Here is an 11,827-nt window from a genome sequence, read left to right as displayed (position 1 = left end):
CTAGAGGTCTGCACGACCCCGTTTGATGGCGGCAAGTACTTGAGAAGGGGCTGTGCCTCCAGCATGCTGGCGTGATTGCACAGAACCATCGACGGTGAGCAAGGCAAAGACGTCATCACCGATAAGTTCAGGGCGATTATCGAGGCCACAAGCAAAGCGTAATTCCGACAAACTCAAGTCAGTAAGCATGCAGTTTCTGCCAACACATGCTTTAACTGCATGAGCAACGGCTTCGTGTGCATCACGGAATGCGAGGCCTTTTTTAACCAAGTAATCAGCCAGGTCAGTTGCTGTGGCAAAACCTTCTTCAGCAGCTGCTTTCATGACATCAGCCTTAACATCGATATGCGGGACCATATCAGCAAAAATACGCAAGGTATCTTGTACGGTATCTACTGCATCAAATAAAGGCTCTTTGTCCTCTTGATTATCTTTGTTGTAGGCAAGCGGTTGACTCTTCATTAGCGTCAATAAAGACATGAGATCACCATAAACGCGACCAGTCTTGCCGCGCGCTAATTCAGGAACGTCAGGATTCTTTTTCTGCGGCATGATGGAGCTACCAGTGCAGAAGCGATCCGGCAGATCAATAAAGCCAAAACGTGGACTAAGCCAAAGCACAAGTTCTTCGGAGAGGCGTGACACATGCATCATCAGAATGGAAGCAAAGGCGCAGAACTCAATCGCAAAGTCTCTATCCGAGACTGCATCTAATGAGTTATTGCAAATGCCATCAAAGCCGAGAGTCTTGGCTACCTGTTCCCGATCAATTGGGTAGGTGGTACCAGCTAAAGCGGCTGCACCTAAAGGAAGGCGATTAAAGCGTGCGCGCAGATCAGTCAAGCGACTGGCATCACGACTAAACATTTCGTAATAGGCCATAAGGTGATGGCCAAAAGTAATAGGCTGCGCAACTTGCAAATGAGTATGACCAGGCATGATAGTGCCAGCATGTTTTTCTGCTAAATCTAATAGCGCAGTACGCAAGGTTTTGAGAGTAGCGGAAATTTCATCAACGCTGCCACGCAACCATAAACGTAAATCAGTAGCGACTTGGTCATTGCGTGAACGACCAGTATGCAAACGCTTTCCTGCATCGCCAACCAATTCAGTAAGGCGTGCTTCAATATTGAGGTGCACATCTTCTAGTGCTAGCTGCCAATTAAACTGGCCAGATTCAATCTCACTTTTAATTTGAGCCATACCCTTTTCAATATCAGCTAAATCTTGAGCGCTAATGATCTTTTGGGCTGCCAACATTTGGGCGTGGGCCAGGGAGCCGGCAATATCGACCATGGCAAAACGTTGATCAAAGCCAATAGAGGCGGTATAGCGCTGGACAAGTTCGTCCACTGGTTCGGCAAAACGGGCCGACCAAGCTTGGGCTTTGTTGGCTAAGGAATTTTTAGATGAGCTCATAAACACAGTATATTGGTGTAGGTCTTTAATTATTTTAAATGCTATGTCCCAAACCCTAAATTCCCCCTCTGGTACTACCCCTGCGGCCCCCAAGCGCCTAGTGATTGCCTCTCGCGAAAGCCGCCTAGCCATGTGGCAGGCCCAGCACCTGCAAGCCTGCCTGCAAAAGCTCTATCCAGGCTGTGATGTCCAGATTTTGGGGATGACCACCCGGGGGGACCAGATTTTGGATAAGGCCTTATCTAAAGTGGGTGGTAAGGGTCTGTTTGTCAAAGAGCTCGAAACTGCCCTAGAAGACGGCAGAGCGGATTTGGCAGTCCATTCCTTAAAAGATGTACCCATGGTCATGCCAGACGGTTTTGATTTAACGTGCGTGATGGCTAGAGAAGATGCCAGGGACGCCTTTGTTTCTAATGACTATGCCAGTCTTGAAGATCTTCCAAAAGGTGCCATTGTGGGGACATCGAGTCTGCGCCGTGAGTCAGTGCTGCGAGCAAAGTTTCCCCATCTAGTGATTGAGCCACTACGCGGTAATTTAGATACCCGCATGGGTAAGCTAGATCGTGGTGAGTACCAAGCCATTATTTTGGCAGCAGCTGGCTTAAAGCGTTTAGGCCTTGCCTCTCGCATTAGAGCCTTCTTGCCGTACGATCCCTATACCCCAGCTGCTGGCCAAGGCGCCCTAGGTATTGAGACTCTTACTGCCCACCCGCATATCAAAGACTGGTTGGCCCCCTTAAATGACATGCCAACGCTGTTGGCAGTGTCTGCCGAGCGGATGGTCTCTCGCCAGTTAGGTGGATCTTGTGAAGTGCCCTTAGCTGCTCACGCTACTTGGGATCAAAACCAACTACAAATCCGCTCTTTTGTGGCTAGTACCGATGGCAAAGCCATTTGCCTCGCCCATGGCAAAGGAGTGGTGCAATCGCTTGCTGATGCAGAAGCACTAGGCTTAGCTGTTGCCCAAGACTTACTCGCGCAAGGTGCGGCGGATTTGATTCCGAAGATTGCTAAATAATAATATTAGTAGCGATGAGTACTAACACCATCATCGTCACCAGGCCTAGCGGTCAAGGTCGTCAGCTCATCGAGATGCTCACGAATGCTATCGAGCAAAGTGGCGTTGCTAAGCGCAGTCTTCCAGAAATCGTTTCATTGCCATTGCTCACAATTGTTCCTAAGGCGGATGATCATCTTGCAGATCATATTGCTACCGCTTTAACCGATACAGATCTTGCAATCTTCGTTAGTCCCAATGCCATTGAGTGTGTCATGCGTTTATTGGAGCGTGATTGGCAAGAATTTTCCAAGAAGATTATTCCCGTTGGAGTGATGGGTGGCAGTAGCAAATTAGCACTACAAAATCATGGTATTGGCGAAGAAAAAAATCCTACCCCCGTAATCATTCCTCAGAATAATGAGCAGTGGGATTCAGAGGGCTTATGGCAGGAGTTACAGGCTCTTGGCTGGGACTGGAGCAAGAAGAAAGTCATTATCTTTAAAGGCGAGGGCGGTCGAGATTGGTTGGCTGACACACTTACAAAGGCTGGGGCAACAGTAGATGCGATTTCTACATATACTCGTGTACCTTTAGACCTTGATAACCCTGCTTGGCATGCGATCCATGAGATGGATTTTTCAAAATCACTGTGGTTGCTGACTTCATCCGAAGCGGTGCGTTATTTAGGTCAAGCAGTAAAGGATCAATTTCCGCAAGGCCTACAAAATGCAAGTGCCTTATGCTCACATCACAATATTGCAGATGCGGCAGAGAAAATTGGATTTGGTGAAGTATTCACCACCGATCCTGGTGATGAAGCTCTCATTAAAGCCAGTTTAGCCTGGCTAACAATCTAAGCTTTTGAGTATTGAAGCAAAGCTGGCAAGAAAATTTCATTTACTAGTATTGGATGCCCCTTGAGTTGATAGAGGGTGCGACGAGCCCATAAGGGCGAACTCAATTTAGGGTAATTCTTGGAACACCGTTTCCACAAAGCACTACTTTTATCTAAGCGTGCAATATCTCGTGGCGGTTTTGCTTTAGAGTGCTTACGCGTTTTGGCAAAGAGTACTGCGCCTAAAGGCTTGCTACCCAGCCGCAGCACAGCATGATTGCTACCACTAGAGCTTAGGGTGGGAATAACGCTATGCGCCATCACTAGGGGAATATTATTTGCGCACAATAGTACTTCACGTACTCTGCAGCGTCTAATCTTGAAATGGAAATAGCGACTCTCGTCGCTATTGAGTGATTGAGGGCAGTCTCGCAAAACGTGAACTTCGAGTTTTTGACCAACTGCTTTCTCAATTTTTTGGGTGAGTGACCCAGTATCGCTAAGCCAAGGTTGCCACTTTCGTGGCGCCCGATGAATTTCACCGGAACCGACTCGATTCCATGCAGAACGGAGACGATTACGGCGAATCATTTTTAGCTACCACTAAAGTTCCGACGTTGACCGCCAGACTTTGGTTTAGCAAAACGTGGACCTGCAGGACGCGCCGGACGTGAGTCAGCGGAACGAGCAGGGCGTGAGTCAGCAGAGCGTGCTGGACGTGAATCGGCAGAACCATTCGAACGTGCTTCGAAATGATTGCCTGAACGATTACCACCGCCACCGCCACCACCGAAACGTGATTCAGAGCGTGCGCCTGAGCCATAACGTCCACCGCCGCCGCCAGAACGACCACCACCGCCACCAGAGCGGCCGCCAGGACGACCGCCACCACCAAAGCTAGGCTTTGCTTGTGGCTCTAGACCAGCGATGACAGATGCCACGATATCTTGCTGTGTAAAACGCTCAATATTGCGAATCTTAGCGCGATCACGATGTTCAACTAAAGTGATTGCTACACCATTGCGACCAGCGCGACCGGTACGACCAATGCGGTGCGTATAGTCTTCAGGTTTCATTGGCAAGCCAAAGTTAATCACGTGACTAATGCGGGGTACATCAATACCGCGAGCTGCTACGTCAGTCGCCACCAAAATCTTGGTATGACCTTTACGTAAAGACTCAAGACGACGCATACGAACAGCTTGAGGCATTGCACCATGTAAGGCGCTTGCTTCGTAGCCATTGGCACGCAGGGTATCAGCGATTTTTTCGCTTTCAACTTGGGTGCTTGCAAACACAACTGCTTGATCCAAAGTGGCATCAGCCAAAATGTGCTCAAGCAACTTATGCTTGTGTGACATGCTGTCAGCCCAATGCAACTTCTGCTCGATGTTGGCATGCTTTTCACCTGCGTGAGCAAGTTCAATACGTTTCGCATCTGTAGTTAATGCATTTGCTAAAGACATAATCTTTGGGGCAAAGGTTGCAGAGAACATCAAAGTTTGATTGCGGCCTGCACAGCGCTTATCAATGGCCTCGAGGTCATCAGCAAATCCCATGTCGAGCATGCGATCAGCTTCATCAATCACGAGTTGTTTTACATCATCTAAGCGAATTGCTTTGCTATCGCACAAGTCGAGCAAACGACCTGGGGTTGCAACAACTAACAAGGCGCCTTTGAGGGCTTGAATTTGTTTGCCATAAGGCATACCACCCATGACGGTTGCAATGCGGATCCCTTTCATGCCACGAACTAAGTTCACTGCATCGGCGGCAACCTGTTGAGCTAATTCACGAGTAGGGCAAAGTACTAACACTTTAGGTTGTGCGCGACCTGGTACAGGTGAATTGTTCGGGTTGTCTTCGATGAGTTGATTAATCAAAGGCAATAAAAAGGCTGCGGTTTTGCCGCTACCGGTTTGGCTGCTGACCAATAAGTCACCACCAGCTAAAGCAGCAGGAATAACCTGAGCCTGCACGGAAGTGGCTTGGGTAAAACCCAGTTCAGCAACGTTTTTAAGGAGTGATGCCGCTAGGGCGAAATTCTGGAATTCATTTCCAGCGCTTTTTGAGTCTTTCGACTCGTGTTTAGTTTCTTTAGAAAAAGTCATGCTATTACACATCCCCTGAAAGGGATGTCTCCGTATGTTGCATCCATGGTTTTATAGGATGCGATGGTCAAAGGCATCGACCATCAGACAGGCGGCAGCGCGTTTTATGAACTTCGGTGTTTATGACTTCTAAACGGAGCGCTGAAATATAGCTGGGGGGCGATGAATCAAATTGCTTTAAAAAGCCTCCCATTATGACAGTTTGAGAGGGTGATTACAAGGGTTTTCCCGAATTAATTACTTTAGTCTGCGTATTAGACGCTCAACCTTCTTGCCGTAGGGCGGGTGAGCTGGTTTGGTGCCCTTGAGAAGATTGCTGCCCAATAAGCCACGTACTTCCAAAATGGGTTTTGCATGACTAAAGGTGTCAAAGCCTGTTTTGCCGTGATACGAGCCCATGCCGCTGGCCCCAATTCCACCAAATGGCAGTGTCTCTACAGTGGCGTGTAATAAGGTGTCATTAATGGTGACGCCACCAGAGTGAGTTTCCTCTAGAACGCGCTGCATATTCTTTTTATCTTTACCAAACCAGTAGAGTGCTAGAGGACGCGGTCCATGATTAACATAAGCAATGGCTGCAGCAGTATCTGCAATGGTCACTATTGGAAGAATCGGCCCAAAGATTTCTTCATGTAGAACGCGAGCTTGAGGTGATACATCAACAAGCGCAACAGGCTCAAACCGTCTTGCACCTGCAGATGGATTATTGAGTAATGGAATAGTTCTTGCGCCACGATCTACCGCATCGCTAACTAAGTGTTGCCAGTATTCCAACTGGGCGTCATCAATTGGGCCTGTGAGCTCTTCTGGATTGCTAAATTGAGTTTGGGCTGCAGACTGCAGTTCTTGAATAAAGGCAGTTTGATTAGCTTGCTCCATCAGTATGTAATCTGGGGCAATGCAAGTTTGACCACTATTTAGTAGTTTGCCGTAAACAATAGAAGCGGCCGCATCTTGAAGTTTGGCGCTTGGATCAATGATCGCCGGTGTTTTACCACCAAGCTCTAGTGTTACTGGAGTGAGGTTTTCGGCAGCAGCGCGCATCACTTTTTTACCAACGGCTTCTGAGCCGGTGAACAGGAGGTGGTCAAACGCAAGCGCAGCGAATTGTTCTGCAACGTCAGCCTCGCCCGTGCTAACGCAAAATTCACTAGAGTGAAAATATTCTTGAATCAAACCCGCTAAAAATCCGGAAGTACGAGAGCTGCGATCAGACGGCTTGAGCCAAACTCGATTGCCTGCAGCAAGTGCAGCAATGGCAGGAACTAGGGCTAATTGAACTGGGTAGTTCCAGGGGCTCATGATTCCAACAACACCAATAGATTGGCTTTGCACCCATGCATCTGAGGAGCCCATATAGGAAGGAATTTCTACCTGTACGGGCTTCATCCATTCTTTGAGATGTTTGCGGGTGTACTTGCAGGCCTGATACACCATCTGAAATTCAGCAAGGCGCGTTTCAATGGGGTGACGAACCCCAAAGTCTGCTGTTAGCACTTTGCAGATCTTCTCTTCATTAGCCTCAATCATCTTCTCGATGCGGCCAATACGCTCCAGTCTGACCTCAAGGCTAGGGTTTGGTTCAGCAGCATAGGCTGCCTTGATCTCATCAAGTTGGATGGTGAAGCGATTCATAGTTTTAGATAGTTGGCAGATATTGAAATAAGGCATTAGGATAAAGCCATGAACGAAACTTTTGATAAAAACCAAACTACTTTAGAGCGTGCCACCTTGGGCGGCGGCTGTTTTTGGTGCCTTGAGGCTGTTTACCAGCAAATTTCAGGGGTTAAATCAGTCGTTTCTGGATATGCTGGAGGTGCTAGACCGAACCCTACGTATGAAGCGATTTGCACTGGCGTTACTGGACACGCAGAGATTGTGGACATTATGTTTGATCCCCAGGTCATCTCTTTCAGAGATCTATTGGAGATCTTTTTTGTAATTCATGATCCCACCACATTGAACTATCAAGGCAATGACCATGGCACTCAATATCGATCAGTCATCTTTACGCATAGCGATGAGCAATCCAACATTGCGCATGAGGTCGTCAAAGAGCTTGATGATTCTAAAATTTATTCTAGACCTGTAGTGACACAAATTGATGTGGCACCAACGATTTTTCCTGCTGAGGACTATCACCAGAATTACTTTGTGCAACATCCCAATCAAGGTTATTGCAGGGCAGTCGTTGCACCTAAATTAGCCAAGTTCAGAGCGAAATTTAAATCACTGATATCGCCCCAGTATTCCTAAGGCGCTAGGCGGTTTATCTGCCAGCTCGATCCATTCAACTTATAGTGAATACGATCATGCAATCTGGAAGGGCGACCTTGCCAGAATTCAATTTCAGTTGGGCGTAAGCGATATCCACCCCAATGCTCGGGCCGCGGTGGGGCATCCCCGAATTCTGCTTTGAACTGTTTCTCAGCTTCTTCTAGAAATTCGCGATTTGGAATAGCCGAACTTTGCGGGGAGGCCCAAGCGCCAATTCTTGATGCTGCAGGACGAGAATGGAAGTATTCATCACTTTCTGCGGCGCTCACGCGCTCTACAACTCCTTGAATTCGTACTTGGCGCTCTAATTCATGCCAATGAAAAAGGAGTGCAGCTTGAGGTCGGATCGCTAATTCTTTGCCTTTTTGGCTCTCATAGTTGGTAAAAAAGGTGAAACCATTTTGGTCTGCGCCTTTTAGTAAGACAATACGTGCTGATGGATTTCCGGCTTTATCGGCAGTAGCCAAAGTCATGGAATTGGGTTCAGGGCACTCTGCTCTTACCGCTTGGTCAAACCAAAGTTGGAAAAGCGGAAGTGGATTGCCTGGAACATCAGTTTCTGAAAGCTGGCCAAAGGTATAGTTTTTGCGAAGTTGAGCAATGGAGTCCATTTTTTCAGTATAAAGAAGCTATGGCAGAAGACAAGATAGAAGAAAGTACGGAAGATCGCCGTTTTGGTGGGGTCTCTAGGCTCTATGGCCCAGAGCTGCGTGAACGTTTTCGCAATGCTACGGTGCTGGTAGCTGGATTAGGTGGGGTCGGTTCCTGGGCGGCTGAGGCACTAGCTCGAACTGGAATTGGGCACCTAGTCTTGGTGGACTTTGATCACATTGCAGAGAGTAATACCAATCGCCAATTGCATGCTCTTGAAGGTCAGTACGGTAAAGCTAAAGTCGAAGCGATGACGCAGCGTATTTTGCAAATTAATCCAGAGATCAAATTAACTCCTTGCGATGAATTTTTAACTTCAGAAAATTTAGATGTACTCATACCGCATGATGCGCTGGTATTGGATGCTACCGACTCAGTGCAAACCAAAATTGCTTTATCGGTATGGGCAAACAAAAATAATCGTGCCTTAGTCATGTGTGGAGCGGCGGGCGGTAAATCCGATCCAACGTCGGTACGTTGCGATGATCTCTCTCGAACCGAGCAAGATGCCTTATTGGCAAAAGTAAGGCAAGGACTGAGGCAAGATCATGGCCTCTCCAGAAACCTAAAGAAAAAAATTGGGATTCGTGCGGTTTACTCACATGAGCCTAGAGCTGGTGCTGCTAATGGTGGCTTGGCATGCTCTGGTTATGGCTCCACCGTGATGGTGACTGCAGCCTGCGGCCTTGCTGCTGCTGCTGAAATTTTGAATCTCATCGCCGCTCAAGCCTAATTACAGCTTTGTTTGCACTAATTCCTTAAGGGGATTCCCTGTAGGAAATTACTGATTCTTTTGCAGTCAGAAATAATTTCTGACCTTCATTAGTCTTGATTTGAAAGACATTTCTCATTTAAGCATTCCCCCTTTTATATATTTAATCACTTTAGATATTTTTATCCCCTAGTACATCTGCCAGGCACTCCCTAGACTTTGCCTCGTTGGTAACTCAGCCAACTACAAATCGAAAGGAGGTCTCTTTTGCAGACTGAACACACTGGCTTAAAACGCCATCTCAAAGTAAGACACATTCGCTTGATGGCATTAGGGTCAACGATTGGCGTTGGTTTATTTCTAGGGTCAGCAAGTGCAATCAAAATTGCTGGACCGTCGATTCTCTTGGGTTATCTACTGGCAGGAATTGTCGCCTTCATCGTATTGCGCGCACTTGGTGAAATGGCGGTACATGAGCCTGTCGCTGGATCCTTCGCCGCTTATGCCAATAACTATGTTGGTCCATTGGCAGGCTATATGGTCGGCTGGGGTTATTGGACGTATTGGGTTGTGGTTGGCATTGCCGAGGTCACTGCGGTCGGCATTTATATGGCTATTTGGTTCCCAGAGACGCCACAGTGGGTTTGGGCGCTGTCATCGATTGTGATGATGGGCTTAATTAATCTCATTGCTGTCAAAGTATTCGGTGAATTTGAATTCTGGTTTGCTCTGATTAAAGTGGTTGCGATTATTGCCATGATTGCTCTCGGTGGATCAGTGATTTTGTTTGGTTTTACCAATGATTGGCAGCCGATTGGTTTAAGTAATCTGTGGCAACACGGCGGCTTTTTTCCGAATGGCATCAGCGGTATGTTGCTCTCACTGCAGATGGTTTTATTTGCCTACGTTGGTATTGAGATGATTGGCTTATCTGCTGGTGAGGCCGAGAACCCGCGCAAAACAATCCCCATGGCGATCGATTCACTAGCGTGGCGCATCTTAATTTTTTATATGGGCGCGATCTTGGTCATTCTGGCGATTTTCCCGTGGAATGAAGTGGGGCAGCAGGGTAGCCCCTTTGTAGTGATGTTTGAGCGTATCGGTTTACGGGAAGCGGCCGGCTTGATCAACTTTGTGGTGATTACTGCGGCGCTCTCATCATGCAACGCTGGGATCTTCAGCGGTGGTCGAATTTTGTACTCGCTCTCTAGCAATGGCTATGCTCCAGCCCCGTTTGCAAAGCTATCCAAGTACGGCGTCCCCCATCGGGCAGTGATCGTCACTGTTGCAGTTTGTATGACAGGCGTTGTCTTGAACTACTTTGTACCTGATAAGGCATTCCAATACATCATGGCTGCAGTGACCTTTGTGGGTTTAATGGTATGGATTGCAATTTTGTTTACGCAACTCCAATTTCGTCGCTCATTAACTCAAGCTCAAGCAGCTGATCTTGCGTATCGCACCCCTTGGTATCCGTATTCCTCATGGTTTGCTCTGGCATTCATTTTCTTGGTAGTTGTGCTGATGGGTTTTCATGAGGATGCGCGGATCGCTTTGTTATTGGGGCCGTGCCTATTAGCGGTGTATCTAGCGATGTTTTATATCGTTGGCTTACACCATAAAACAAAAAATAATCGTGAATTTAAGTAAAGGGAGATAGCAATGATTATTGGTGTGCCTCAAGAAGTTAAAAACAATGAGTTCCGGGTTGGGTTAACTCCGGGCAATGTCAGCGGGCTTTGCAAACAAGGTCATACTGTCCTAGTTCAGCGTGGCGCAGGTGAGCAGATTGGTCTAACAGATGAGTCTTATCGAATTGCTGGAGCTTCGCTGATTAACAGTGCGGCAGAAGTATTCCAGAAGGCCGGGATGATTGTGAAGGTCAAGGAGCCTCAAGCACAAGAATGCGCCATGCTCCGCGAGGATCAAATTTTATTCACTTATCTGCATTTGGCACCAGATCCAAACCAGACCAAGGCATTGCTTGATTCTGGCGCTACTTGTATTGCCTATGAAACGGTAACAGCCATGAATGGGGCTCTGCCACTATTGGCGCCGATGAGCGAGGTGGCTGGTCGCATGTCGATTCAGGCGGCGGCCTCCCATTTAGAAAAAACGCATGGCGGCCTAGGCGTACTGATGGCAGGCGTGCCTGGTGTATCACCAGCCAAGATTGTGATTTTGGGGGCTGGGGTTGTTGGACGCAATGCTTTACAAATGGCTGTCGGTATGGGCGCTGATATATGTATCTTTGATCGTGACATCGATCGCTTACGTCAGATTGATATGCTTTACGGCAATCGAGTAAGAACCTTTTATTCTGATAGCTTATTAATAGAACAAGAAGTTTGTGAGGCGGATGTAGTGATTGGTGCAGTGCTGCTACCTGGTGGTGCAGCACCAAAGTTGGTGACACATGAGATGGTGAAAAAGATGAAGCCAGGATCAGTAGTGGTGGATGTGGCGATTGATCAGGGCGGGTGCTTTGAAACTTCCAGACCTACTACCCATGCTGATCCCACTTTCTTAGTTGATGGTGTATTGCATTATTGTGTTGCCAATATGCCTGGTGCGGTTGCAAGAACTTCTACCTTTGCATTAACAAACGCTACCTATCCGTTTATAGAGGCCTTAGCCAATCGAGGTGTTATGAAAGCGTTATCGCTTGATCATCACTTGCGGAATGGCTTGAGCGTGCATAAGGGTGTATTGACCTCCAAGCCCGTGGCTCAAGCCCAGGGTTTGGAGTTTGCCTTGGCTGAGGAGCTCTTTATGGCCTAGCCACATCCCATATGCCTAGTGAGTGATCCTAGAAGATACTC

At 47.6% G+C, this 11,827-nt stretch carries 11 protein-coding genes; 6 read left to right on the top strand and 5 right to left on the bottom strand.

What is annotated here, in order from left to right; all coding sequences use genetic code 11:
* Positions 1-1,419 (bottom strand): argininosuccinate lyase, encoded by a 1,419-nt coding sequence (gene argH, locus ICN13_RS09255; RefSeq protein ID WP_216140063.1) that lies wholly within the window; start codon positions 1,417-1,419, stop codon positions 1-3.
* A 43-nt stretch (positions 1,420-1,462) separates the two neighbouring features.
* On the opposite strand from argH, the gene hemC reads away from it, so the two are divergent.
* Both hemC and ICN13_RS09245 read left to right on the top strand, forming a co-directional pair.
* The gene (hemC, locus tag ICN13_RS09250; RefSeq protein WP_216140062.1) at positions 1,463-2,437 is read left to right on the top strand and encodes a hydroxymethylbilane synthase; all 975 of its coding nucleotides are present in this window, start codon (positions 1,463-1,465) and stop codon (positions 2,435-2,437) included.
* Positions 2,438-2,451: 14 nt separating this feature from the next.
* Positions 2,452-3,276, top strand: coding sequence for a uroporphyrinogen-III synthase (locus ICN13_RS09245; protein WP_216140061.1), 825 nt, complete (start codon positions 2,452-2,454; stop codon positions 3,274-3,276).
* Here the strand turns inward: ICN13_RS09245 and ICN13_RS09240 are convergent.
* The 3 genes from ICN13_RS09240 to ICN13_RS09230 all read right to left on the bottom strand — a co-directional run bounded on the left by ICN13_RS09240 (position 3,273) and on the right by ICN13_RS09230 (position 7,000).
* Positions 3,273-3,845 carry a chorismate lyase gene (locus ICN13_RS09240; RefSeq protein WP_216140060.1) on the bottom strand — a complete coding sequence of 191 codons (573 nt, stop codon included), beginning with the start codon at positions 3,843-3,845 and terminating at the stop codon, positions 3,273-3,275. The genes ICN13_RS09245 and ICN13_RS09240 overlap by 4 nt on opposite strands.
* A gap of 2 nt (positions 3,846-3,847) precedes the next feature.
* Entirely contained in the window at positions 3,848-5,365 is a 1,518-nt protein-coding gene (locus ICN13_RS09235) for a DEAD/DEAH box helicase (RefSeq protein WP_216140059.1), read from the bottom strand.
* Positions 5,366-5,602: 237 nt separating this feature from the next.
* Positions 5,603-7,000, bottom strand: a complete 1,398-nt coding sequence (locus ICN13_RS09230) for a coniferyl aldehyde dehydrogenase (protein ID WP_216140058.1) — start codon at positions 6,998-7,000, stop codon at positions 5,603-5,605.
* 48 nt (positions 7,001-7,048) lie between these two features.
* Here ICN13_RS09230 and msrA point away from each other — a divergent pair, with 48 nt between their 5' ends.
* The gene (gene msrA, locus ICN13_RS09225) at positions 7,049-7,621 is read left to right on the top strand and encodes a peptide-methionine (S)-S-oxide reductase MsrA (protein WP_216140057.1); all 573 of its coding nucleotides are present in this window, start codon (positions 7,049-7,051) and stop codon (positions 7,619-7,621) included.
* Here msrA and pdxH read toward each other — a convergent pair.
* The gene (gene pdxH / locus ICN13_RS09220; RefSeq protein WP_216140056.1) at positions 7,618-8,253 is read right to left on the bottom strand and encodes a pyridoxamine 5'-phosphate oxidase; all 636 of its coding nucleotides are present in this window, start codon (positions 8,251-8,253) and stop codon (positions 7,618-7,620) included. The genes msrA and pdxH overlap by 4 nt on opposite strands.
* Positions 8,254-8,273: 20 nt before the next feature.
* Here pdxH and ICN13_RS09215 point away from each other — a divergent pair, with 20 nt between their 5' ends.
* From ICN13_RS09215 to ald, 3 genes are all read left to right on the top strand, one after another.
* Positions 8,274-9,026 carry a ThiF family adenylyltransferase gene (locus ICN13_RS09215; protein WP_216140055.1) on the top strand — a complete coding sequence of 251 codons (753 nt, stop codon included), beginning with the start codon at positions 8,274-8,276 and terminating at the stop codon, positions 9,024-9,026.
* A gap of 246 nt (positions 9,027-9,272) precedes the next feature.
* Positions 9,273-10,655: an amino acid permease gene (locus tag ICN13_RS09210; RefSeq protein ID WP_216140054.1), complete on the top strand. Its 1,383-nt coding sequence runs from the start codon at positions 9,273-9,275 to the stop codon at positions 10,653-10,655.
* A gap of 12 nt (positions 10,656-10,667) precedes the next feature.
* On the top strand, positions 10,668-11,786 hold the full coding sequence (ald, locus tag ICN13_RS09205) for an alanine dehydrogenase (protein WP_216140053.1): 1,119 nt from the start codon (positions 10,668-10,670) through the stop codon (positions 11,784-11,786).
* Positions 11,787-11,827: the final 41 nt, after the last annotated feature.

The organism is Polynucleobacter sp. MWH-Berg-3C6, from assembly GCF_018881855.1.
In the GTDB taxonomy this organism is placed as follows: domain Bacteria; phylum Pseudomonadota; class Gammaproteobacteria; order Burkholderiales; family Burkholderiaceae; genus Polynucleobacter.
Note: the sequence above shows the minus strand (reverse complement) of the source record. Positions and strands in the feature narration are given on the sequence as shown.

Excerpts from the sequence above, each read along its gene's own strand:
- argH (WP_216140063.1), bottom strand. The coding sequence starts at position 1,419 with ATGAGCTCATCTAAAAATTCCTTAGCCAACAAAGCCCAAGCTTGGTCG.
- hemC (WP_216140062.1), top strand. The coding sequence starts at position 1,463 with ATGTCCCAAACCCTAAATTCCCCCTCTGGTACTACCCCTGCGGCCCCC.
- ICN13_RS09245 (WP_216140061.1), top strand. The coding sequence starts at position 2,452 with ATGAGTACTAACACCATCATCGTCACCAGGCCTAGCGGTCAAGGTCGT.
- ICN13_RS09240 (WP_216140060.1), bottom strand. The coding sequence starts at position 3,845 with ATGATTCGCCGTAATCGTCTCCGTTCTGCATGGAATCGAGTCGGTTCC.
- ICN13_RS09235 (WP_216140059.1), bottom strand. The coding sequence starts at position 5,365 with ATGACTTTTTCTAAAGAAACTAAACACGAGTCGAAAGACTCAAAAAGC.
- ICN13_RS09230 (WP_216140058.1), bottom strand. The coding sequence starts at position 7,000 with ATGAATCGCTTCACCATCCAACTTGATGAGATCAAGGCAGCCTATGCT.
- msrA (WP_216140057.1), top strand. The coding sequence starts at position 7,049 with ATGAACGAAACTTTTGATAAAAACCAAACTACTTTAGAGCGTGCCACC.
- pdxH (WP_216140056.1), bottom strand. The coding sequence starts at position 8,253 with ATGGACTCCATTGCTCAACTTCGCAAAAACTATACCTTTGGCCAGCTT.
- ICN13_RS09215 (WP_216140055.1), top strand. The coding sequence starts at position 8,274 with ATGGCAGAAGACAAGATAGAAGAAAGTACGGAAGATCGCCGTTTTGGT.
- ald (WP_216140053.1), top strand. The coding sequence starts at position 10,668 with ATGATTATTGGTGTGCCTCAAGAAGTTAAAAACAATGAGTTCCGGGTT.